Source organism: Streptomyces himastatinicus ATCC 53653 (assembly GCF_000158915.1).
Classification (GTDB): Bacteria; Actinomycetota; Actinomycetes; order Streptomycetales; family Streptomycetaceae; genus Streptomyces; species Streptomyces himastatinicus.
This window is the reverse complement of the sequence record NZ_GG657754.1, coordinates 7549000-7571244: the sequence shown is the minus strand read 5'-3', so window position 1 is coordinate 7571244 and position 22245 is coordinate 7549000. Positions and strand designations below refer to the sequence as shown.

General features: G+C 72.2%; 19 protein-coding genes. 6 read left to right on the top strand and 13 right to left on the bottom strand.

What is annotated here, in order from left to right:
* Window positions 1–5: 5 nt before the first annotated feature.
* Window positions 6–932, top strand: coding sequence for a LysR family transcriptional regulator (locus tag SSOG_RS49230; RefSeq protein WP_245606423.1), 927 nt, complete (start codon window positions 6–8; stop codon window positions 930–932).
* The gene (locus SSOG_RS32090) at window positions 929–1846 is read left to right on the top strand and encodes a serine hydrolase (protein ID WP_050800036.1); all 918 of its coding nucleotides are present in this window, start codon (window positions 929–931) and stop codon (window positions 1844–1846) included. The genes SSOG_RS49230 and SSOG_RS32090 overlap by 4 nt, the downstream gene beginning before the upstream one ends.
* Window positions 1847–1849: 3 nt before the next feature.
* On the opposite strand, the gene SSOG_RS32085 is transcribed toward SSOG_RS32090, so the two are convergent.
* The gene (locus tag SSOG_RS32085; RefSeq protein WP_009718427.1) at window positions 1850–3517 is read right to left on the bottom strand and encodes an ATP-binding cassette domain-containing protein; all 1668 of its coding nucleotides are present in this window, start codon (window positions 3515–3517) and stop codon (window positions 1850–1852) included.
* Between the two features lie 611 nt (window positions 3518–4128).
* On the bottom strand, window positions 4129–5088 hold the full coding sequence (locus tag SSOG_RS32080) for a helix-turn-helix transcriptional regulator (RefSeq protein ID WP_039939192.1): 960 nt from the start codon (window positions 5086–5088) through the stop codon (window positions 4129–4131).
* Window positions 5089–5149: 61 nt separating this feature from the next.
* On the opposite strand from SSOG_RS32080, the gene SSOG_RS32075 reads away from it, so the two are divergent.
* A complete protein-coding gene (locus SSOG_RS32075) occupies window positions 5150–5731 on the top strand; it encodes a DinB family protein (protein ID WP_039939190.1) in 582 nt (193 codons plus the stop codon).
* Between the two features lie 2 nt (window positions 5732–5733).
* The gene (locus SSOG_RS32070; protein ID WP_009718424.1) at window positions 5734–6171 is read left to right on the top strand and encodes a VOC family protein; all 438 of its coding nucleotides are present in this window, start codon (window positions 5734–5736) and stop codon (window positions 6169–6171) included.
* Between the two features lie 57 nt (window positions 6172–6228).
* Here the strand turns inward: SSOG_RS32070 and SSOG_RS32065 are convergent, their stop codons facing one another.
* From SSOG_RS32065 to SSOG_RS32035, 7 genes are all read right to left on the bottom strand, one after another.
* Window positions 6229–7101 carry a peptidoglycan-binding protein gene (locus SSOG_RS32065; RefSeq protein WP_039939189.1) on the bottom strand — a complete coding sequence of 291 codons (873 nt, stop codon included), beginning with the start codon at window positions 7099–7101 and terminating at the stop codon, window positions 6229–6231.
* Between the two features lie 60 nt (window positions 7102–7161).
* On the bottom strand, window positions 7162–9120 hold the full coding sequence (locus tag SSOG_RS32060; protein ID WP_009718422.1) for a cellulase family glycosylhydrolase: 1959 nt from the start codon (window positions 9118–9120) through the stop codon (window positions 7162–7164).
* A 71-nt stretch (window positions 9121–9191) separates the two neighbouring features.
* Window positions 9192–10223 (bottom strand): LacI family DNA-binding transcriptional regulator, encoded by a 1032-nt coding sequence (locus tag SSOG_RS32055; RefSeq protein WP_039939187.1) that lies wholly within the window; start codon window positions 10221–10223, stop codon window positions 9192–9194.
* A gap of 20 nt (window positions 10224–10243) precedes the next feature.
* Window positions 10244–11071 (bottom strand): carbohydrate ABC transporter permease, encoded by an 828-nt coding sequence (locus SSOG_RS32050; protein WP_009718420.1) that lies wholly within the window; start codon window positions 11069–11071, stop codon window positions 10244–10246.
* A 15-nt stretch (window positions 11072–11086) separates the two neighbouring features.
* Window positions 11087–12019 carry a carbohydrate ABC transporter permease gene (locus SSOG_RS32045; protein ID WP_009718419.1) on the bottom strand — a complete coding sequence of 311 codons (933 nt, stop codon included), beginning with the start codon at window positions 12017–12019 and terminating at the stop codon, window positions 11087–11089.
* 45 nt (window positions 12020–12064) lie between these two features.
* Window positions 12065–13357 carry an ABC transporter substrate-binding protein gene (locus SSOG_RS32040; RefSeq protein WP_009718418.1) on the bottom strand — a complete coding sequence of 431 codons (1293 nt, stop codon included), beginning with the start codon at window positions 13355–13357 and terminating at the stop codon, window positions 12065–12067.
* 133 nt (window positions 13358–13490) lie between these two features.
* Complete coding sequence (locus tag SSOG_RS32035) at window positions 13491–14396, bottom strand: LysR family transcriptional regulator (RefSeq protein WP_039939184.1); 906 nt, start codon at window positions 14394–14396, stop codon at window positions 13491–13493.
* Window positions 14397–14469: 73 nt separating this feature from the next.
* Here SSOG_RS32035 and SSOG_RS32030 point away from each other — a divergent pair, with 73 nt between their 5' ends.
* Window positions 14470–15735 (top strand): MFS transporter, encoded by a 1266-nt coding sequence (locus tag SSOG_RS32030; protein WP_009718416.1) that lies wholly within the window; start codon window positions 14470–14472, stop codon window positions 15733–15735.
* On the opposite strand, the gene SSOG_RS32025 is transcribed toward SSOG_RS32030, so the two are convergent.
* The 4 genes from SSOG_RS32025 to SSOG_RS32010 all read right to left on the bottom strand — a co-directional run bounded on the left by SSOG_RS32025 (window position 15700) and on the right by SSOG_RS32010 (window position 21466).
* Window positions 15700–16704 (bottom strand): FAD-binding oxidoreductase, encoded by a 1005-nt coding sequence (locus tag SSOG_RS32025; RefSeq protein WP_009718415.1) that lies wholly within the window; start codon window positions 16702–16704, stop codon window positions 15700–15702. The two genes, SSOG_RS32030 and SSOG_RS32025, sit on opposite strands and share 36 nt — an antisense overlap.
* Window positions 16701–17972: an aromatic ring-hydroxylating oxygenase subunit alpha gene (locus SSOG_RS32020; protein ID WP_009718414.1), complete on the bottom strand. Its 1272-nt coding sequence runs from the start codon at window positions 17970–17972 to the stop codon at window positions 16701–16703. Before SSOG_RS32020 ends, SSOG_RS32025 begins: the two co-directional genes overlap by 4 nt.
* Window positions 17973–18009: 37 nt before the next feature.
* A complete protein-coding gene (locus tag SSOG_RS32015; RefSeq protein ID WP_009718413.1) occupies window positions 18010–20055 on the bottom strand; it encodes an NADH:flavin oxidoreductase in 2046 nt (681 codons plus the stop codon).
* Between the two features lie 166 nt (window positions 20056–20221).
* Window positions 20222–21466 carry an MFS transporter gene (locus SSOG_RS32010; protein ID WP_039939183.1) on the bottom strand — a complete coding sequence of 415 codons (1245 nt, stop codon included), beginning with the start codon at window positions 21464–21466 and terminating at the stop codon, window positions 20222–20224.
* Window positions 21467–21595: 129 nt separating this feature from the next.
* Here SSOG_RS32010 and SSOG_RS54135 point away from each other — a divergent pair.
* Window positions 21596–22245, top strand: a 650-nt coding sequence (locus SSOG_RS54135; RefSeq protein ID WP_039939181.1) for a hypothetical protein, incomplete at its 3' end; no start/stop codon positions are given.

The following is a 22245-nucleotide window of genomic DNA, read 5'->3' as shown; positions in this document are numbered from 1 at the left end:
GGCACGTGGAAATCTTTGTCGCGCTGGCGGAGGAGCAGCACTTCGGCGCCGCCGCGCAGCGCGTGGGCATCACCCAGCCACCGCTGTCGCAGGGGCTTCGCCGTCTGGAAGCGCTGCTGGGCGTACGCCTCTTCGACCGCACCCGGGGCGTAGCCCTCACCGACGAGGGCGCCCTGCTGCTGCCGCACGCCCGGCGCGCGCTCGCCGCGCTGGCCGAGCTGCGGGAGGCCGGGGCCCGCGAACGGGCCGACGGGCGGCGGCTGCGGCTCGGGCTGGCCCCCGAGGTGCCGCCGCGGGTCGCGGCGGCGGTGGCCTCCGCGCCGGTCCGGGCCGGGGAGCGCGGCCGGCTCGCGGTGGTGACGGCGCCGACCGCCACGCTGCTGTCCGAGACGGCGGCGGGGCGGCTCGACATCGCGGTGGTGCAGCATCCGGCGGTGCTGCACGGGCTGGCGGCCGGGCGGGTGGTGCTCTTCCCCACCTGGCTGCTCTCACCCGCCGACGACCCCGACGACCCCGATGGCCCCGATGGCCGCGACGCACCCGCGGGAACACGCGGGCTGCCCGTCGCCGTACGCCCGCGGGAGGAGGCTCCGGCGGCGTACGACCTGTTCGTCGACACCCTGGCCAGCCGCGGGCGGCGCGTGGAGACCGTCACGGTCTCCGACGAACGCGCCGGACTCGCCCTGGTGGCGGCGGGTCAGGCGGTGCTGGTCACGGCCGACCACACGCTGACCGCCGACGGCATCGAGCGCACCCGGACCGTCGACCCGCCGCTGCCCCTGCGACTGCGGGTGGTGTGGGACTCCCGCCATCCGGACGGCGAGGAGACCGAGCGGACGGCGCGGTTGCTGGTGGAGGCCCTGTCGTTGCAGGCGGCGTCCCTCGACGTGGCATCGTCCCTCGACGTGGCAGCGGCACGGGCGGCGCGATGAGCGGGGCCCAGGGGTGGGAGGCCCGGGCGCGGCGCACGATCCGCGGCCTGTTCGCCGACGCCGGGGTCCGCGGCTGGCTGCATGTGGCCGATCTGCGCCGCCCCGAGGCGTGCGTGGCGATCGATCCCGACGAACCGGTCCCGGTGGGCTCCGTCTACAAGGTGCCGCTGATGGTCGCGTTCTGGCGCCTCGTGGACGCCGGGACGCTCGATCCGTGCGAGCGGATGACGCTCGGCCCGTCGGACCGGATACCCGGCCCCACCGGCATCTCCATCCTGCGCGACGACATCACCGTCTCCCTGCGCGACCTGGTCGCCCTCATGATGAGCGTGTCCGACAACACCGCCGCCGACGTGCTGCTGCGCCGGGTCGGCACCCCGGCGGTCGACGAGGTGTGCCGGGACCTCGGCATGCCGGACACCCGCATCCACGGCGGTGTGGCCACGACGTTCGCGCAGCTGATGGCGGAGACCGGGGCCGAGTCGCTGGGCGCGGCGATGCGGCGCCTTTCGGACAACGACTCGACCGTTCCCCTCGCCGTCTACGGCCCCGTCCTCAAGTCCTCCGCCACGCCCGCGGACATGGCCCGGCTGCTGCGGGCCATCTGGACCGGCCGGGCGGCCTCCGCCGAGGCCTGCGCGTTCATGCGCGAGGCCATGGGCAGGCAGCCGTGGACGCACCGGCTCGCCTCCGGGTTTCCGTACGACGATGTGACGGTGTCGGGGAAGACCGGGACGTTCGGGTCGATGCGCCACGAGGCCGGGGTGGTCGAACTCGCCGACGGCAGCGCGTACACCGCCGTGGTGTTCACCCAGGCGGCGCGCGCCGACAACCGGTTGCCGCGCGCGGACGCGGTCATCGGCGCCGCTGCCCGTACCGCGGTGGAGGAGCTGCGCGGCAACGAGGGCACGTAAGCGTCAGGCTTCCCCTGTCTCCCCTGCTTCCAGCAGCGCGATCACCTCCTCGGCGGACGTCTCCCGCAGCTCCTCGCCGACGAACAGCCAGCGCGTGATGCCGACCGATTCGAGGAACGGCAGGTCGTGACCGGCGATCAGCAGCGCGCCCCGGTACGAGGCGAGCGCGCCGGTCAGCTGGCGCACGCTGGCCAGGTCGAGGTTGTTGGTGGGCTCGTCCAGCATCAGCAGCTGCGGGGCCGGGGCGGCGAGCATGGTGGCCGCGAGGGCGGCCCGGAAGCGCTCACCGCCGGAGAGGGTGCCCGCGGGCTGTTCGGCGCGCGCCCCCTTGAACAGGAACCGGGCGAGCTGGGAGCGGATGTGGTTGTCGCTGACGCCGGGTGCCCGGCGGGACACGTTCGCCGCGACGCTCAGCTCGTCGTCCAGTACGTCCAGGCGCTGTGGCAGGAACCGCAGCGGTACGAACGCCCTGGCCTCCCCCGACAGCGGGGCCAGTTCCCCGGCGAGGGTGCGCAGGAGGGTCGTCTTTCCTGCCCCGTTACGGCCGACCAGCGCGATGCGTTCGGGGCCGTGCACCTGGAGGTCACCGCCGCGCAGCCGCCCGTGGCGGGGTCGCAGTGCGCTCAGGCTCAGCACGGTACGGCCCGTGGGGACGGCGGTGTGGGGCAGGTCCACCCGGATCTCGGCGTCCTCGCGGACCGCCTCCGCGGCCTCCTCGCGCCGCTCGCGCGCCTCCCGCAGCCGGTCCTCGTGCACCCCGCGGAGCCCGGCCGCCGACTCCTGGGCGGCGCGTTTGCGGTTGCCCGCGACGATGCGCGGGACCCGCCGCTCGGCCTCCATCTTCTTGCCGCGCCGCTCCCGGCGGGCCAGTTTGATCTGGTTCTCCTCCATCTCGCGCCGCTGTTTGCGGACGTCCGCCTCGGCGACCCGCAGCGCCCTCCCGGCCGCCTCCTGCTGGACGGCCAGGGCCTCCTGGTACGCGGACCAGCCGCCCCCGTACCAGTTCACCTCCCCGGACCGCAGCTCGGCGATGCGGTCGACCCGCTCCAGCAGGTCGCGGTCGTGGCTGACGACGATCAGCACTCCGGAGCGCCAGGAGTCGACGGCCTCGTACAGCCTGCGCCGCGCGAACAGGTCGAGGTTGTTGGTCGGCTCGTCGAGCAGCAGCACATCGGGGCGTTCCAGCAGCAGCGCGGCCAGCCGCAGCAGTACGGTCTCCCCGCCGGACATCTCGCCCACGGTGCGGTCGAGTTCGAGACCGCCGAGGCCGAGCGAGCCGAGTGTGGCCAGCGCCCGTTCCTCGACGTCCCAGTCGTCGCCGACCGTCTCGAAGTGTTCCGTGCTCACGTCCCCGGCCTCGATGGCCCGCAGCGCGGCGCGCCGCTCGGCGATGCCCAGTGCCCGGTCGACGCGGAGGGCGGTGTCGAGGGTGATGTTCTGTGGCAGATAGGCGAGGCTCCCGCCGATGGTCACCGACCCACGGGCGGGGCGCAGTTGACCGGCCAGCAGCCGCAACAGGGTGGATTTTCCGGTGCCGTTGGTGCCGACGAGCCCGGTGCGGCCCCGGCCGACGGTGAGGGAGAGTCCGTCGAAGAGCGTGGTGCCGTCGGGCCACTGGAAGGAGAGGTTGGAGCAGGTCACGGCGGCGCCGGGCGTGGTGGTATCGGTCATGGTGATTCTCGCAGTCGTCAGCGCTGGGACAAGGGCGTCGTATGCGAGCACCACGCGGCGGCCGGGCCGGGAGGGGCGGATGGGGTGCGGGGCCTGTCGGAGCGAGGGACGGCTCATGCACCGAGGTCGCATCCACGCGTACGGCAACGCCGTACCGCGCGATGATCGCGAACCTCAGATGCGCAACGTCCACCTCTATCGGAGACAACAGGACCCGATCACGATAACGCAGCCACCTCGCGCCGGCACCGCATTTTTCGGCCCCCGGTCCGCGACTCCCGGGACCGGGGGCTGGGGCCGGGGAGCCGCACCACGAGAATCCGGCGGCCCTCCGTGGTCACGCCACCCGATGGCGGGGTACGGGCAGGCTGCCCGGCCGCACCCTGGCAGGGGGCCGCCAGCAGACCCCCGCGCGGGTCGGCTCAGCCACGCCCGGCCGACGCGGGCGGGACGGCCATATCCCGCCAAGAACGCAGCCCAGCCGCACCTGGTGGGGCGACCCGGACACGCCCCGGCAGGCAGCGGCGCGGCCGCGTCCCGGCAGGGGTCGGCCCGGACGCACCCGGCACGGGGGCAACGCGGGCGTGGGGCGAACCCGCGGGGTGGGGTCGTCAGTCGGGGGTGGCCATGGCCGCTATGCGGTGGGCCAGGCGGGTGGCGGCCTCGCGTAGTTCCGGGGGGTCCAGGATCTGCGCCTCGAAGCCCAGGCGGGCCACGTGGACGGCGAGCCAGTCCAGGTCGTCGCCGCCCGCTACGAGGACGCACCAGCCGTCGCCGTCGTCCTCGACGCGGCCCACCTGGGGTGGCACCAGCTCGCGTACGCGGGCGGGCGGGGCGTGGAGGCGGACGCGGGCGACGTAGCGATACGGCGCCCCGGTCACCGACTGCTGGACGTAGGCCACCGGGTCGGGGTGCTCCCTCGGGCGGAAGCGCCAGGTCGTGGCCGTCGCCTCGCGCATCCGGTCCAGGCGGAAGGTGCGCCAGTCGTCGCGGTCGGTGTCCCAGGCCATCAGGTACCAGCGGCGGCCGGTGGTGACCATGCGGACCGGCTCCACCGTGCGCTCACGCTCGTCGCCGCCGCGGGCGGCGTAGCGGAAGCGCACCCGCACCGCGTCGCGGCAGGCCCGGGCGAGGGTCACCAGCAGTTCCGCGTCGATCTCGACACCGGGGCCGACCAGGGTCTCCGTGGCGCCGTGCACCGCGCGTACCTCGGCGCGCAGCCGGGGCGGCATCACCTGGTCGAGCTTGGCGAGCGCCCGCAGCGCGGCCTCGCCCGCCCCGGCGACCGTGCCGCCGGACGCCAGCCGCAGGGACACCGCGGTCGCGATCGCCTCCTCGTCGTCGAGGAGCAGCGGCGGCAGCCGGGTGCCCGCGCCGAGCTGGTAGCCGCCGCCGACGCCCGGCGCCGCGTGGACGGGGTAGCCGAGCGCACGCAGCCGCTCCACGTCGCGGCGCACCGAGCGGTCGGTGACACCCAGCTCGGCGGAGAGTTCGGCGGCGGTCCACGACGCCCGGCGCTGGAGCAGCGCCAGCAGCCGCAGCACCCGTTCGGTCGTCCCCTCTACGGTCATGTGCTCATCGTTCCAGCAATCACGGAAGGAAGCTGTCCGCTATCTGCGCAAGGCTGCACTCATGAGCGACCAGACGTGGAACCCCCTGCTGCGCGACCAGATCGGCTGGCACTGGACGTACCAGCTGCGCGACCGTCTCGACGGACTCACCGACGACGAGTACTTCTGGGAGCCGGTGCCCGGCTGCTGGAACGTGCGCCCGCGCGGCACCGGCAGCGCCCCGGTGCAGGCCGGGTCCGGCGCGATGACCATCGACTTCGCGATGCCGGAGCCCGACCCGCCGCCGTTCCCGACGATCGCCTGGCGGCTCGGGCACGTGATCGTCGGCGTGCTGGCGATGCGTAACGCCTCGCACTTCGGCCGTACGCCCACCGACTACGCGTCGTATCCGTACGCCGCGACCGCGGCCGAGGCGCTGGCCCAGCTCGACGCGGAGTACGCGACCTGGCAGCAGGGGGTGGAGTCGCTCGGCGAATCCGGCCTCGCCCGCCCCTGCGGGACGGCGGAGGGGCCGTACGCCGACCATCCGATGGCGGCGCTCGTGCTGCACATCAACCGCGAGATGATCCACCATCTGTCCGAGGTATGTCTGCTGCGCGATCTGTATCTGCACACCCACCGGACCCGACAGGAGGCGAGCTGACCATGGCCCGCGACGTTCAGATCACCTTCGACTGTGCCGACCCGGCCGCGCTGTCCGCGTTCTGGGCCGAGGTCATGGGCTACCGGTTGCAGGATCCGCCCGCGGGCTTCGACTCATGGGACCAGGCCCTGGAGGCGATGGGCGTGCCGCCCGAGAGACGCAATGACGCCTCGGCGCTGCTCGGCCCCAACGGTTCCGGGCCGCGGCTGTTCTTCCAGCGGGTACCGGAGGGCAAGCGGGCCAAGAACCGCGTGCACCTCGACGTACGGGCCGCCCCCGGCCTCGAAGGGGACGCGCGGATGGCGGCCCTGGAGGCGGAGGCCGAACGGCTGGTCTCCCTCGGCGCCACCCGGCTGGAGCGCCATGAGCCCGCTCCCCCGCTCGGCACCGGGCATCTGGTGATGGCCGACCCCGAGGGCAACGAGTTCTGCCTCGACTAGCCCGGAAAGGGCCTCGCGCCGTGAACGCGAGGCCCTTGGGTCCGGATCACCGGATGGCTAGTCCTGCGGTACGCGCAGCTTGTCCCAGCTCACCTCGCCCGGGATGCCGTCGGCGTCATCACCGGAGAAGCCCAGCTTCCGCTGCCACGCCGCGTACGACTCCTGGTCGGCGTCCGTCCACTCCGGGCCCGGACCCTCCTGATAGTGGTCGCAGTCCTCGGCGACGAGACGCTTCCCCATGGCCGTGACGATCTCGCTGTCCCGGCCGTCGCGGAAGAAGTCGGCGCCCGGGAAGGGCACGTACTCCGCCAATTTCGTCTCGTCGGTGCCCTCCGGCTTGGCGCCGAGCCGCTCGCCGATGCGCGTGCGCATGCCGTCCATCGTGAAGCCGCGGGGATCGCTCTTCCCCGGCTGCCACTCCAGGTGGCCGATCACGGACTTCTCGCTCCAGTCGTGGGCGCGGCAGAGGGCGGCGGACACCTTCTCGATGGCGAGCTTCTGCTCCTCCGGCCACGGGTCGTCGCCGTCGCCGAGGTTGACGCATTCGAAGCCGTAGAAGCGGGCGTTGCCGTCCGTGTCGGCCTCGTTGTCGGACGGCAGCTCGGTCTCGTTGATCACCGCGTTCAGGACGTCGTTGTCGCCCATCCCCGCGTGGTTGGCGCGGCCGTTGCCGACGAGGTGGATCTCGCCCTTCTTGTCGATGACGCCGTGACACAGCGGCCCGGGGAGGTCCGCGCGGCCGTCGTAGCAGAGCGCGACGGAACTGTCGGTGCCCGAGCTGGCGGTGTGGTGGATCATGACGCCGTTCACCGGGCCCCACGGGCCCTGGGAGTTGCGGTTGTGCGAGCGCCAGTCGCGCACTTCGTGGACGGTCAGCCCCTCGTCACGGAGGGCCTTCAGAAGCCTGTCGGCGCTCAGGGGTGTTGCCATGGGGTGTGCTCCTTCGGTGCCTCTGGTCCTCGTCCTCTACAGACGCCGTGAGGGTGTCCGTCAGTTGCGGTCCCCGGCTTCCGCCTCCCCGAGCTCCAGGATCCGTACGCCGTACGCGTCCAGTCCGACGTCCGTGACCGGTTCGCCCGTCATGAGGTCGCGCAGCTCCCCGTCCGCCGCCGGGCGCACCGTCAGCGGCTCCGCCGACTGGCTGATCAGCCACACGAACCGCCGCCCGTCCTCGTGCACCAGCACATCGGCGCCGACGTACGGGGTGTCGACCGTCACCGCGCGGTCCGCACCGGCGAGTTCGGCGAGCGCCGCGTACAGCCGGTGGGTCTGCTCAGGGTTGACGCGGGCGGTGCGCGCCGCCATGTGCTCCAGCGGGTACGTGGCCAGCACGGTGCGGCCGCGGCCGGTCTCGTGGACCAGGAGCGCGGGACGGCCGTGGGCGTCGGTGGCGACCACCCTGGCCCCCCGGGGGACGACGGGGAGGTAGGCGCGGGAGTCCTCGTTGCCCGCGACGGGGAACCGCAGCGTGTCCCCGGCGGTCAGCGGGCCGATGTCCTCGGTGAAGGTCATGACCAGGGTGTCGTCCTCAATGGGCTCCGCCACCCCGTACGAGAGCTGGAGTTCCACCCCGAACAGCGCGTCCAGCCCGTCGAACCACGGGCCGCGGGTGCCCGGGTGCTCCCCGGAGCAGAAGGAGAGGTACACGGTGGCGCCGTCGCGGGCCCGCCGCTCCAGGGCGCGCCGGGTGCGGGTGGTCAGCTGGCGCGTCGAGGGCAGCAGGTAGAGCGAGACGTCACCGTCGAGGCCGTCCGCCTCGCGGAGGAAGCCCACCGGCAGGTCGGCGGCGCGCGCGGCGGCGTACGCCTGGTGGAGCGAGGTGAAGATGAGCGGCCGGTCGGCGGGGCGGCTGTAGGGGTAGTCGCGTTCAAGGAACGCGGGCACCACCAGCGCCGCGCCGGTGTCCGCGCGGCGGCACCGCGGGAAGTCGACCCGCCGCAGCACATCGGCGAAGGAGTCGAGTTCGAGCAGCGGGGTCTTGGGGGCGCCGGTGGAGTCGGTGATGCCGAAGTGCATCTCGAAGGGGTGGTGATCGTACGGGGACTGGTCCCACAGGTCGTCGTAGTCGGTGTTGTTCCAGGCGATCCAGCCGGTGGCGCCGCCGAGGAGGGAGTTGTGCAGCGTCTGGCGGTAGTACACGGCGGCGTTCTCGGCGGAGACCGTGTCGGTCGACACCCCGAACTCCTCCAGCACGACGGGCGCGCCGGTCACCGCCGCCAGCTCGCATTCGAAGGCGGCGCGGTGGTGCTGCCGCACCCGGTCGGTGTCGGAGCGATAGATGTGGGGGCCGACGAAGTCGACGTACTCGGCGGTCTCGCGCAGCGAGAAGCCGTTGTCCCGGCCGGTCACCTCGATGCCCCACGCGCCGTCCCCGAGCGAGACCGGCTGGGTGCCGCCGGCCGCCCGCACCGCGTTGCACATGGCCTGGGCCCAGGCGGTCACGACATCGCTGGAGGGCGGGTCCACCTGGTAGACACGGCCGTAGCCGGGCATCTCGTTGGTGATCAGCCAGCCCGTGACCGCCGGGTGGTCCTTGAAGCGGCGGGTCATCTGCGACACGAACCACGCCTGGCGGCCGACCAGCCACACGTCCTCGTACAGATCGCGGCCGCCGCGCCAGGCCGGATCCCAGTTCTCACCGGACATATGGCCCACGATGAAGGTCGGGATGGTCCCCATCCCCGCCTCGGTGTGCGCGTCCAGGAAGTCGCGGAAGCGCACGCACAGCTCCTCGTCGACCCGGTGGGGTGCGGGGTGGAAGTCGGGCCAGTAGAAGAAGGAGCGGGTCATGGTCAGACCGTGCTCGCGCAGGACCCCCAGTTCCTCGCGGACCGTCTTGGGGTCGTAGTCCCGCCACATCAGGGGCCCGCCGGTGCGGGACCAGAAGTTGGCGCCGAGCCAGGGCAGGACGGCGGGGTGGTGGGTGAGCTGGGCGCTGTGGCGTCGCATGGGCTCTCTTCTGTCGCGTGTGGCTGTACGGGCGCGAGTACGGGCGCAAGTGCGCGCGTGGACATGGCGGATCAGTGGGGTGCGGGGCCCGTGGAGTCGCGGGCTACGAGACGGGGCCGCCCGTCGAGCCGGGCGTCCCCCGCGTCCTCGCCGCAGCGGGCCAGGAGCAGCCGCGCGGCGGCCGCGCCGACCTGCTGCACCTGCTGGTCGACGGTGGTCAGGCGCGGATGCAGCCAGCGGCCGATCGGCAGGTTGTCGTAGCCGACGACGGACACGTCGGCCGGGACCCGCAGCCCGGAGCGCTGGGCGGTGCCGATGCCGCACACCGCCATGGAGTCGTTGGCGTACACGATGGCCGTGGGCGGGTCCGCGGCGGCCAGCAGGGCCTCGGTGGCGGCGATGGCCGCCCCTTCGGAGAAGTCCGTGTGCAGCACGGCGAAGGGCCGGTGGCCCGCGGCGCGCAGGCCGTCCTCGAAGCGGCGGCGGCGCAGCCGGGTGTGCTGGAGTTCGGCCGGGCCCGCCACATAGGCGATGCGCCGGTGGCCGAGACCCAGCAGATGGTCGACCACCTCCCCCACGCCCGCGCCCTGGTGTCCCAGGCCGACGCCCGGCACGGCCGCGTCGGGGTCGGGCGCGCCGAGCATGACGGCGGGCAGGCCGAGCCGGGTCAGCAGCGCGGGGCGGGGGTCGTCGGTGCGCGCGTCGGTGAGGACGGCGCCGTCGACGCGGCCCTCCGCGGCGAGGCGTTCGTACAGCGTGCTCTCCTCGTCGACATCGGTGACGAGGTGGAGGAGCAGCCCGTATCCGCGCGGCGCCAGCTCGCCCTCGATGCCGGTGATCAGCTCGCTGAAGTGCGGGTCGGCGCCCAGGACGTCGGTGGGGCGGCGTACGACGAGGGCGAGCGTACGGGTGCGGGCGCTGCGCAGCGCGGCGGCCGGGGCGCTCGGCGACCAGCCGAGGTCCATGGCGGCGTCGAGGATGCGGCGCCGGGTGGCTTCGGAGAGCCGCCCCTTGTTGTTGAACGCCTGGGACACCGCGGCCGTCGACACGCCCGCGACGGCGGCGACGGCCTTGATCGTCGGCCGGGCACGCCCGCTCTCCATGGGTTGCGTCGGCACCGTGCTCACATCTTCACCGCCCCGCTGATGAGCGCCCGTTGCATGCGCTTCTGAAGCACCGTGTAGACGATCCACACCGGTACGAGGGTGAGGATCGTCCCCGCGGTCAGCACACCGTAATCGGTTCCCGTGATCGCCTTGAGGGTGGGCAGCGCCACCTGGACCGTGCGCTGTGCGGGGTCCGGGCCGATGATGACGAGCGAGTACAGGTACTCGTTCCAGAAGGTCAGGAAGTTCAGCAGCAGTACGGTCGCGATCCCCGGCAGGCACATCGGCGTGTAGATGTGGCGCAGCACGGCGAAGGTGGAGGCGCCGTCGATGCGGGCGGCCTCCTCCATCTCGGCGGGCACGGTCCGCATGAACTGCACCAGGATCACCACCGACAGGGGCATCGCGGTGGCCGGGAGGAACAGCACCATGAAGGTGCGCGTGTGGAACAGGCCGGTCGCCGCGGCCAGCAGGAAGGTCGGGAAGAGCGCGGCGAAGGTGGGGATGAGGAAACCGAGCGAGAACACCTTCTCCAGCGCCGCGGCCGCCCGCCCGGTGGACCGGGCCAGCGCGAACGCCGCGGGGATGGCCAGCGCGAGGGTGAGGATCAGCGAACACGCCGTCACCAGGCCCGAGTTGACGACCGCGAGCCCCAGGTCGGCGCGCTGGAACGCGGTGGAGAAGTTGCCCGGGTCCAGGGACGACGGCGGCGCGAAGGGGCTGCCGAAGATCTCTTCGTTGGTCTTGAAGGCGGAGGCGAGGAAGTAGTACAGCGGGACGACCAGCAGCACGACATAGGTCCACACCAGGACATGAGCGGGCAGCCAGGACTTGCCGAGCTTCATGGTGAGCGGCTCCGATCAGTGGGTCTGGCGGAACGAACGGCGGATGAGCAGGAGCCCCACGAGCCCGATCAGGAAGAGGAACACCCCCACGGTCTGGCTGTAGCCGAGGTCGGCCGCGATGAACGCCTTCTGGTAGACGAGGAAGGAGAGCGTCGTGGACGAGGCGCCGGGCCCGCCCTGGGTGAGCAGCAGGACGTGCTGGGCGGAGCCGAAGAGGGTCCACAGGAACTGGAGCATGGTCACCACGCCCACGTAGTCGCGGATCACCGGGAAGTGGATGCGCCACATGGTCCGCCAGTGCCCGGCACCGTCCAGCTGCGCGGCCTCGCCGACCTCGTCCGGCACACTGGAGAGCCGGGCGGCGAACAGGACGGCGGTGAACCCGATGCCGCTCCACAGGTCGAGGGCGATCAGACAGCCCAGCGCCGTCGACGGCGAGGCCAGCCACGCATCGGTCAGCGACCCCAGGCCCACCGCCTTGAGCGCCCCGTTGGCCAGGCCGTCCGGGGAGAGGGCGGCGTAGAACACCATCGCCTTGGCGGGGGTGGAGATCAGCCCCGGAACGAACAGCAGATACCGCACGACCCGGTGCCCCGGTGGCCGCTGCGCCACGTAGTAGCCCAGCATGTACGCGCAGGTGATCATCACCGGCAGCGCCACGGCCAGCTGCACGGCGGTGTTGCGCACCGCCTCCCAGAACACCGGATCGTCCAGGACGGTACGGACGTTGCCGAGCCCGGCGAACGTGACCGGCTGGAGCATCCCCGGCCAGTGCAGGGCGGCCACGACGAAGATGGCGGCCATCGGGCCGACCATGAAGACCAGGTACCAGACCAGGGCCGGTACGGCGAGGATCGTGCCGCCTTCGCGCCTGCGGCGCGCCGCGGACGGGGACGGGACCGGGGGCGGGAGGGCGGTCCCGCCCCGGGTGGGCGTCAGCGTCGTCATGGGGTGACTCCCGGGGGTTCGGATGAAGTTCTCATACGGGGCACCTCACGCACCGCGGTACGCGGCTTCGAGGGCTGCGCGCACCTTCGCTGCACCGGTCCCGCGGGTGAAGGACGTGCTCGTCGCGGTGATGAGCGGCTGGGTCGCGGCGGGCGGGACGTACACGTCCGGCAGCAGCGCCTGGCTCACCCGGCCGCCGAGCCGCTGCGCCGCGGCCACCAGCGGGAAGCCGGTGCTGACGGTGTCGGTCCGCAGGGCCATGTCCCGGCCGCTCTCCTTGATGAACCGCGACACGGTGTCGGGCCGGTACATGAAGCGCACGAACTTCTCGACGGCCTCGATCTTCTTGGCGCCGTTCGGGCTGATCCAGAGGCCGATCAGGGTGTACGTGCGCAGGATCGTGGGCTTGTCGTGGACCGCTCCGGGCGCGAGCGGCCAGCCGCCCACCTCGGTGCGGCGCGCCACCTTCTCCGGCACCTCGGCCAGCGCCGAGGACATCGCGGACTCGATGGCCGCGGACCCGGTGTTGAACTGGGTGGTCATGGAGTCCGAGGTGAGGCCCTGTGCCTTGTCGACGAAGACACCGGCGTCCCGCAGCTCCACGAAGTAGTCGATCCCCTGCCGCGCGCCACGGCTCCCGCTGAAGTCCCCGGTGGCGAAGACGTGCTCGGCCTCGTCCTCGGTGAGGAAGGTCTGGATGATCTGCGCCAGCAGCTTCTGCCCGGTCCAGTCGTTGCCGCCCGTGGTCACCGGGCCGATGCCCTTGGCGCGCAGCTTCCGCGCGGCGCCGATGAGCGCGTCGCCGGTGCGGGGTATCCCGTCGACACCGGCCCGCTCCAGGAGCGCCGTGTTGTAGGCGATCGGCCAGTTGGTGGCGAAGTACGGGAAGGCCCGCAGCCGCCCCTTCCCATCGGTCCAGGACTTCAGCGCCACCGGCAGGACGCGCTCCCGCAGCCCCCAGTCGTCCAGATAGCCCTTGACGTCGACCGTGGCACCCACATCCGTCCAGGCCAGGGTCTTGTCGTACAGGTTGACCATGACGACGTCCGGCTCTTTACGGGCCAGCCGGGAGGTCTCGTAGACCTGGGCGAGATCGTCGCCGTTGATGAGGTTCTTGACCTTCAGGCCGGGGTTCTCCGCCCGGAAGCGCCGCAGGGCGGCGAGATAGGTCGGGGAGCCGGGCGCGGTGGTGCCCAGCTGGCTGTGGATCACGAGCGTATGGGGATCGGAATCCTCGGCGGCCAGCGCGGAGCAGCCGGACAGGGCGGGCAGGGCGGTCGCGGCGGCAAGTCCGGACCCGGCGGCGAGAAGGCCGCGCCGACTCAAGGGTGGGCGCACAACGGATGTCTCCAACCAGGACGGTTAACGGATTGGTTAATCGATATACCGAGGAGGGTGGGAGGACAGTAAGGGGCGGTCTGGCACCGGTCAACCCTTCGTGCGCCGCTTTTACGGGGCTCTTCGTGGCGGCTTACAGGGCTCGCGTGGCGGCGTCGGTGATCGTCTCGACGGCGCGGGTGAGGACGGGTATCTCCCTGGCCCCGAGGCGGGTGACGGCCATGATGCGGCGGGCCGGGGCCGGTTCACCGTGCAGCGGGATGCGCGCCACCAGCGACTCCTCGCTCAGCTGCGCCAGGCGCGGTACGAGGATGACGCCGAAGCCATGGGCGACCAGGGCGGTTCCGGTGCCCCACTCGTCCGCGTGGTGGGCGATATGGGGCGTGAAGCCCGCGCTCATGCAGGCGGCGAGCACCAACTGGTGGTACGTCGTGCCCGGGTTGCCCACGATCCACGGTTCGCGCGCGGCGTCGGCCAGCGTGACCCGCTGCCGCCGGGTCAGCGGGTGGTCCCGGGGGACGACCAGGTCCAGCGGGTCGTCCAGCAGCGGCCGCTGGTCGAAGCGCTGGTCGGTCATGGGCGGGGAGTCGGCGGTGACGACGAGCAGCGCGAGGTCGGCCGCTTCCGACAGCAACAGGTCGTAGCAGCGGTCGGGTTCGGCCTCGATGATCCGCACCGTGAGGTGGGGGTGGGCGTCGCGCAGCTCGGCCGCGGCGGGCGGCAGCAGACGGCTGGCCGCGGTGGAGAACCCGCACAGCGTGACCTGCCCGGTGGGCTCGGTCCCGGCGGCGGCCAGCTCGGCACGGGCGCGTTCCCACTGTTCCTGGAGGCGCTCCGCGTGGCGCAGCAGGATGCGCGCCGCGTTCGTCAGACGGATGCCGCGGCCTTGCTGCACCACCAGGTCCGTTCCGACCTCGGCGGCGAGCTGGCGCAGTTGGTAGGAGACGGCGGACGGCGTGTAGTGCAGCGCCTGCGCCGCGGCGGTCACCGTGCCGTGCTCGGCGACCATCTGGAGGATCCGGAGCCGAGAGTCAATCATGCAAATAGTTTGCACGGTGAGGACCAGAACCGTTTGATTTTCTTCGCGCCCGCTCGGTCCCACACTGGCGGACGTGGCTGATCAACAGGTTGTTTCTGAACGGGCGGTACGGGCCGAACGGGCGGTACGGACCACCGTACTGCTGGTGGTGGTGCTGACGGCGGGCGCCTATCTCCCCAGCCCGCTCTATCCCGACTACCAGCGTCTCTTCGGCTACGACGACCTGGTGATGACCCTGCTCTTCGCGACGTTCGCGCTGGTCAGCGGACCGGCGCTGCTGCTGTGCGGCCCCGCGGCGGACCTCGTCGGCGACCGGCCGGTGCTGCGGTTGAGCGTGCTGCTCGCCGCCGCGGGCTCGTGCTGCTTCCTGTTCGCCGACAGCCCCTTCTGGCTCTTCACCGGCCGGGTCGGCCACGCGCTGGCCCTGGGCGCGGCGACCGGAGCGGCCCAAGCGCTCATCGCCCGGCACCGCGGCCCCACGGCCCGCGTCGCCGGACCACTGCTCGCGGGCCTCGCCTTCGCGGCGGGCACCGCCCTGGGGCCGGTGGCCTCGGGCGTGCTCGCCGAGTACGTCCCCGGCATGCTGACCACTCCGTACGTACTGCATCTGGCCCTGCTGGGCTGGGTGTGGCACCGGCTGCGCCGGACCGTGCCCGCGACCACCGGTGCGGAACGGGTACGGCAGCGGTGGCGCCCCACCCGGCCGCACATCCCACCGGCCCTCCGGGCGCTCTTCCTCGTCGCCGGGCTGACCGGGTTCCTCGCCTGGGCCGTCGTCGGCATCTATCTCGCCCTCCTGCCCGCGCTGCTCGAACAGACCCCGCACGGCGACCATCCGGCCCTGACCGGCGGGGTGCTGGGAAGCGTCCTGGTGTGGTCGCTGCTGGCGCAGCTCGCGGGTGCGCGCCGCACCGCGTACGCCGCCCAGCGGTACGGACTCGCCGCGCTCGCCGGGAGCCTGGTGCTGCTCGCGTCCACCGGGGCCGCCTCGCTGCCCGCCACGCTCGGCTCCACGGTCCTCGCCGGTCTCGGGCACGGGCTCGCCTACAGCGGCGCCGCGCGAGCGGTCGACGCGCGGACCCCGCCCGGGCAGCGCGCGGGGATCGGGGCCGCCCTGTATCTGCTGTTCTACTGGGGCTCCGGGGCGCCCGCGGTCGCCGTCGGGCTGGCGACCGCCTGGATGCCGCTCACCGCGGCGGTGACCTGGCTCAGCTGGGCCGGAGTGGCCCTGACCGCGCTCGCCCTGACGGCCACTTTCCTGGTCGGCGCGCTGCCTCACGCGGCGGCGCATCCCACGGCCGCCTCAGACATCGATCACCAGATCCTCCAACGGCGTTGAGCAGCACAGGAGGATCTGGTTCCGTGCCACGTCCCCGGGGCGGAGGCCGCCGTTCTGCCGCATGTCGACGGAGCCCTTCTCCAGGGTCGTCGCACACGTACCGCACAGGCCCTGTCCGCAGGAGGAGGGGAGGGTGATCCCCGCTCGGGCCGCGGCCTCCAGGACGGAGGTACCGGCGTCGCACGCGATGGTCCGCCCGCTGCGGGCGAGTTCGACCGCGAAGGTCGTGGCCACATCGGCTGTCGTGGGGGCCGGTGCCTCGAAGCTCTCCTCGTGGCAGCGGTCCGCCGGGAGCCCCGCCGCGGCCAGCATCCGGCGGACCGCCCGCATGTACCCCGGCGGGCCGCAGGTGAACACCTCGCGGCGGAGGAGGTCGGGGACGGTCTGCCGCAGCATGGCGAGGGTGAGACGGCCCCGGTGGCCCTCCCACCGTTCCGTTTCGCCGTCGTCCTCGCAGACATGGCTGACCCGGAGGTGTGGCGCGGTCGCCGCCATCAGCTCCAGTTCCTGCCGGAAGGGGATGTCGTCGGGGGTGCGGGCGCTGTGCACGAACACCACGTCCGCCGGGGACGCCAGGTCGTACAGGGTCCTGGTCATGGACATCAGCGGTGTGATCCCGCTGCCGCCGGACAGGAAGAGGTACGCGGGCGCCGGGTGCCGCACCATCGAGAACCCGCCGAGCGGGCCCCGGGCGCGCACCGCGTCGCCCGGGGTCAGGTGGTCGTGCAGCCAGTTCGACACCCGGCCGCCGGGCACGCGTTTGACGGTGATCGCGGCGAGGTGCGGACGCGACGGCGGGGAGGAGAGCGTGTAGCAGCGGTGCAGCTCCTGGCCGTCGATCTCGAAGGTGAACGTGAGGTACTGGCCCGGGTCGTGCCGGAAGAGGGTGGGCTCGGCCGGTTCGAAGGCGAAGGTCTTGGTGTCGCGGGTGACGTCGCGGACCTGCTTGCACACCAGCACGCCTGTCATGGCCGCAGCCCCTCGCGCAGCCGCAGCTCCTCGCGCAGCCGGGCGATGTACCAGCTACAGAACGCCTCGACCTGGTACTCCGTCGGGGCGTACGGGCCGGGCACATAGGCCGGGCTGGAGACGCCCCGCTGGGCGCGGGCGACGAGGCGCGCGTCCTGCTCGTTCGTCGCCGTCCACACCTTGAGGAGGGTGTCCCGGTCGTAGTCGACGCCCTCCTCGGCGTCCGGGTGGACGAGCCAGGTGGTGCGCAGCAGTGTCCTGTCCGGGGCGAGCGGCAGGGCGCTGAAGGTGATCGCGTGGTCGCCGAGCACATGGAACCAGGAGTTGGGGTGCAGGTGCAGGGCGAGGTGGCCGAGGCGTGGCGTGGGCAGATCGCCCAGCAGACGGCGGCAGGCGGCGGTGCCGTCCGGGGTGAAGGATTCACCGGCCAGGTCGAGCGCGTCGCGCTGGATGCGGAAACCGGTGGTGCGGCCGTCGAGTTCCTCGATGAGCGCGTACGGCAGGCCGAGCCTCTCGTACGTCGCGCGCAGCTCGGCGTCGGTCCGCAGATAGCGTTCGTGCGCCGGGCGCAGCGGGGCGGGGATGTCCTCCTCGGCGTAGCCGTAGGTGGGGAAGAACGTGCGCAGCAGCTCGGGGTGGCCGTCGCAGTGGTAGCACTCCCGGTTGTTCTCCATCACGAGCTTCCAGTTGCCGTCCTCGACGAGGTCGGTCCGGGCCGCGACCTTGGCCCCGCGCAGGCGGTGCGGCAGGAGATACGGCTCGATGCGGGCGGCGACCTCGCCGAAGTCGGCCGGGGGGTCGTCGGCGAGGCAGACGAAGAGGAGCCCGCCGACGCTGCGCACGTGCACCGCCTTGAGGCCGAAGCACCCGCGGTCGAAGTCCCCCGGCTGGGAGGGGGCGTACCGGAGTGCGCCGTCCGTTCCGTACGTCCATTTGTGGTAGCCGCAGACCAGGTTGCCGACCGACCCGGACCGATCCTCCAGGAGGCGGGCGCCGCGGTGGCGGCAGACGTTGTGGAACGCGCGCGGATTGCCCTCGTCGTCGCGCAGGACGATGACCGGGTACGGCCCGATGTCCACGGTGGTGTAGTCGCCCGGCCAGGGGATCTCGGCGTCCACGGCCACGAACAGCCACTGGCGGGTGAAGATCGCCGCGAGGTCGAGGGCGTAGAACTCCCGGTCGGTGTAGAAGGGTCCCTCCAGGCTGTGGCCGACGGCCCGTCGCGCCACCGCGTCCTGGGTGCTGTCCGAAGTCGTCACGATGCTCACGCTGCTCTCCTCTCCATAGGGTGGTGCGGTGGCCGGTTCACATCGGCAGGCACAGGCGCAGCGCGTCGAGCACCGCGGCGTGGATGTTGCGGCTGGTGACGGCGTCCCCGATGCGGAACAGCTGGTAGCGGCCCTCGGGGTTGGCGGTCTCCCGCTGCGGCTCTCCGGCCAGCAGGGCGGGGTGGTCCACGCGGCCGTGGTTGCTCGATGCGGGGAGCAGGTCCCAGTAGAGGTCCGCGAGCGGCAGCGTCCCGTGCTCGACCACCACGTGGTCCACGGTCCGCTCCGACTGCGTGTCCGCGTAGTCGCTGCGCAGCGTCGCCGTGAGTCGCCCGTCCGTCGTACGGCGTACGGATACCAGCCGGTGGGCCAGGGTGGTGCGTACCCCGTGTTCGGCGAACGCCCGCAGATAGGCGGGCGAGTTCATGCTGCCGACGTCGGGGGCGAGGGTGCGTTCCGGTGTCACGTACTCGATGGCGAGGCCCTTGCGGGCCATCAGCTCGGTGGCGTCCAGGCCCGGATAGGCGCCGTTGTCGTCGTAGACCAGCACGTGTCCGCGGGGGCGCAGGCATCCGCCGAGGACGTCCCAGGTGTCGGAGACGAGGTCGGCGCCCTCGGTGAGGAAGGAGGCGTCGGGCAGTCCGCCGGTGGCGATGAGCACGAGGTCGGGGCGTTCCGCGAGGACGTCCGCCGCCTCGGCCAACGCCCCGAGCCGCAGGTCGACGCCGAGCACCTTGCACTCGTCGACGCGCCAGTCCACGATGCCGAGGAGGTCCCGCCTGCGGCTGTTGGACGCGGCGATGCGTATCTGCCCGCCTGGCCGGTCACCGGCCTCGAACACGACCACCTCATGGCCGCGTTCGCCCAGCACCCGGGCCGCTTCCAGGCCCGCGGGCCCGGCGCCCACGACCACGGCCTTCTTCCGCTCGGCCGCGGGCGGAACGGTGTGCGGCAGCCGCAGCTCCCGCCCCGTGGCGGGGTTGTGGACGCATTTGGTGTCCCCGGAGTCGTAGATCGCGTCGAGGCAGTAACTCGCCCCCACGCACGGCCGGATGCGGTCCTCGTCCCCGGCCGCCACCTTGGCGACGAGATGGGGATCGGCGATCTGGGCCCGGGTCATGCCGACCAGGTCGAGCAGCCCCTCCCGCACCGCGTACCGCGCGGTGGCGACGTCGGCGATGCGGCCCGCGTGCATCACCGGCACATCGAGCCGTCGTTTGATCCCGGCGGTGAAGTCGAGGAACGGCGCGGAGGGCGTGCCCATGGACGGGATCGCCCTCGCCAGCGAGGCGTCGCTCTCGATCGAGCCCCGGATGGTGCTGACGAAGTCGATGCCGTCCTCGATGTACGCGCGGAGCGCGGTCAGCGCGTCGTCCAGGGTCAGTCCGCCGGGCCGGTCCTCGTCCATCATCATGCGGATGCCGACGACGAATCCGGGCCCGACGGCGGACCGGATCGCGCGGATCACCCGGCGCGGGAAGGCCATGCGGTGCGCGAGGCTGCCGCCGAATTCGTCGTCCCGGTGGTTGGTCGCCGGGGACAGGAAACTGTCCAGGAAGTGTCCGTACGACTGGATCTCGATCCCGTCCAGTCCCCCGGCCTCACAGCGGGCGGCGGCGTCCGCGTAGTCCCGTACGACGCGGTCCAGATCCCATCGCTCGGCCTCCTTGGGAAACGCGCGGTGGGCGGGTTCCCTGAGCGGCGACGCGGAGAGCACCGGCAGCCAGTCGCCGGTGTAGTTGCTGGTGCGCCGCCCCAGGTGGGTGATCTGGCACATGACTGCCGCCCCGGCGGTGTGCACATCGTCGGCCAGCCGGCGGAACCACGGCACCACCTCGTCGCGGTAGAGCAGCAGATTGCCGAACGACGGCGGGCTGTCCGGCGACACGACCGCCGACCCGCCGATCATCGTCAGCCCGACGCCGCCCCGCGCCTTCTCCAGGTGATACATCCGATACCGGTCCCGGGGCAGCCCCTCTTCCCCGAAGGCCGGTTCATGCGAGGTGCTGACCACCCGGTTGCGCAGGGTGAGGCTCTTGATCGTGAAGGGCTGGAGCAAGGGATCCATCGCTCGCGCGGACATGTGGCGCTCCTCCCTGAGGAATTCACCGCCCAGCATGGAGGTGACGCCCGTCACGGACAATCAAGCGATCCCTCAGGAAACCGTGCGAATCGCCTGCAAGATCGAGAGCTGCCGCGCCACTTGGCGCGGCGCCCGGGAGCTGCTAGGGCCAGTTGCCACGGGCAGCTCAACGCTCCATGCGCTCCACGCGCTTCAGGCCGCGCACGGCCGGGATCATCAGCAGCAGGGCGCAGGCGACGAGCGCCATGGACGCGGACACCCACAGCAGCGGCACCGTCCCCGCGACGACCGCGAGCGGCCCCGCCACCGCCTGCCCCACCGGCTTCATCACCAGCGAGCCGGCCGCGTCGTACGCGTGCACCCTGCCGAGGACGTCCTGCGGGATGTGGGTCTGCACGCTCGTGTGGAACATGACGATCCAGAACGCACTGCCCACGCCGCTCACCGCGTAGCACCCGGCGACGAGCGGCGCGGGAAGGCCGAGGGCGACTCCCAACGGCATGAGCGCCCATAGGGTCATGGAGAGGGCGCCGGCCCGGAGTGGATAGCGCGGGCGGAGCCTGATCGCGATGATTCCGCCCACCACGCTTCCCACCCCGAGGGACGACATGACCAGGCCGAACGTCGATGCCCCGTAGTCGGTGACCAGCGTGCTGTTGCCGAGGGTCATGATGGGCCCGGCACCCGCCAGCTGCCAGAGCATGAAGACGACGATGACACTCCACAGCCAGGTTCTGGCCCGGAACTCCCGCCACCCCTCGACAAGATCGGACCGGAACGACGAGGCGCCCTCCCGTGCGTCCGGCCCCATCGGGACCGAGCGGAGCAGCAACAGGCAGGCGCCGCTGATCCCATAGGTCAAGGCGTCGAGGGCGACCACCGTCGCCGGTGAGGAGACCACAAGCAGCAGGCCGGCCAGCGACGGGCCGATCACGCCGGTGACGGACTCCGAGATGCGGAGGGTGGCGTTCGCCTTCTGCACGTCCTGGGCTATACGCGGGGTGATGCTGGCGACTCCCGGCTGGAAGATCGCGCTACCTGCCCCGACCAGGGCCAGCAGCACCAGGATCTGCCACAGCTGCGGCGTACCCAGCAGGAACAACAGCGCGAGCACCGCCTGAAAGCACAGCCGGGCCATGTCCGAGACGACCATCAGTCGCCGGGCGCCGAGGCGGTCGGACAGCACCCCACCAAAGATGATCAGCGCTGCGAACGGGGCTACGAGCGCGGCGAGCGCGTAGCCCACCCCGCTCGCCCCGTAACCCGCCCGGATCACGGCGGCCGTGATCGCAACGGGGAGCATCGCGTCGCCCAGCAGTGAGGTGGTGCGGGCGGCGAAGAACAGACGGAAGTCCGCTGTCCACAGCGGCAGATCAGACGAGGTCTCCTTGACGTGCAGGTCACGGGCCATGTCCGAACCAGCCACCACTTACCGCCCCCGCGTATGCCGTTGTCCCCCCGACCGAGGCGATACATTCCTCCTCGAAACCTCCCTCGGTCAACGGAATATGTGTCACACCCACCTGTGAGAATCCCGGCCATGGATGTTGATGAGCTGTTGCGGTGCCTGGTGGAGGCCGAGTCGGGGGCGCTGCGGGAGGAGCTGACCGGCGGGCGCTACGCGGTGGTGCAGTACGACCCGGACGAGCTGACCTTCACCGAAGCCGACCTCGCGGAACTCTTCGGCGCCCCGGCCCCCGCCGATGCCGAGGAGACGGACGAGGACGACTGGGACGAGGACGAGGACGGCGCTTCCTTCGCCGTCATCGGCGTCGCGACCTCCGTCTACGAGGCGCTCGACCTCCTCGGCGAAGAACTCCCCGATGAGGAGGAGCTGACGGAACTCGATCAGGAGGAGTGGGCGGAGGAGGCGGCCGAGTTCGGCAAGGACGAATGGGCTGATCGTCTCCAGGACATACGGCACCCGCGGCGTCGCGCCGTCGCCCAGTTGCTCTGCGGTGTCCTCGGCCCGATGGACTTCCTGACCGAGGAGTTCGAGCAGGACCCCTACCTGGGCCATGTGGCGGCACGGCTCCCCGGAGCGCGGTTCGTGATGCTGGCCAGCGCCGCCCCGCCGCACCAGGAGGTGGCGTACGCGATCCTCGAACTCCCGCCCCGCGGCACGCCGGACCCGGCCGCCCGCGCCCTGTTGCGGGCCGCCGCCTCCCGGCGATCTGGCCGCGCTGCGTA

Excerpts from the sequence above, each read along its gene's own strand:
- SSOG_RS32090 (WP_050800036.1), top strand. The coding sequence starts at position 929 with ATGAGCGGGGCCCAGGGGTGGGAGGCCCGGGCGCGGCGCACGATCCGC.
- SSOG_RS32085 (WP_009718427.1), bottom strand. The coding sequence starts at position 3,517 with ATGACCGATACCACCACGCCCGGCGCCGCCGTGACCTGCTCCAACCTC.
- SSOG_RS32080 (WP_039939192.1), bottom strand. The coding sequence starts at position 5,088 with ATGACCGTAGAGGGGACGACCGAACGGGTGCTGCGGCTGCTGGCGCTG.
- SSOG_RS32075 (WP_039939190.1), top strand. The coding sequence starts at position 5,150 with ATGAGCGACCAGACGTGGAACCCCCTGCTGCGCGACCAGATCGGCTGG.
- SSOG_RS32070 (WP_009718424.1), top strand. The coding sequence starts at position 5,734 with ATGGCCCGCGACGTTCAGATCACCTTCGACTGTGCCGACCCGGCCGCG.
- SSOG_RS32065 (WP_039939189.1), bottom strand. The coding sequence starts at position 7,101 with ATGGCAACACCCCTGAGCGCCGACAGGCTTCTGAAGGCCCTCCGTGAC.
- SSOG_RS32060 (WP_009718422.1), bottom strand. The coding sequence starts at position 9,120 with ATGCGACGCCACAGCGCCCAGCTCACCCACCACCCCGCCGTCCTGCCC.
- SSOG_RS32055 (WP_039939187.1), bottom strand. The coding sequence starts at position 10,223 with ATGGAGAGCGGGCGTGCCCGGCCGACGATCAAGGCCGTCGCCGCCGTC.
- SSOG_RS32050 (WP_009718420.1), bottom strand. The coding sequence starts at position 11,071 with ATGAAGCTCGGCAAGTCCTGGCTGCCCGCTCATGTCCTGGTGTGGACC.
- SSOG_RS32045 (WP_009718419.1), bottom strand. The coding sequence starts at position 12,019 with ATGACGACGCTGACGCCCACCCGGGGCGGGACCGCCCTCCCGCCCCCG.
- SSOG_RS32035 (WP_039939184.1), bottom strand. The coding sequence starts at position 14,396 with ATGATTGACTCTCGGCTCCGGATCCTCCAGATGGTCGCCGAGCACGGC.
- SSOG_RS32025 (WP_009718415.1), bottom strand. The coding sequence starts at position 16,704 with ATGACAGGCGTGCTGGTGTGCAAGCAGGTCCGCGACGTCACCCGCGAC.
- SSOG_RS32015 (WP_009718413.1), bottom strand. The coding sequence starts at position 20,055 with ATGTCCGCGCGAGCGATGGATCCCTTGCTCCAGCCCTTCACGATCAAG.
- SSOG_RS32010 (WP_039939183.1), bottom strand. The coding sequence starts at position 21,466 with ATGGCCCGTGACCTGCACGTCAAGGAGACCTCGTCTGATCTGCCGCTG.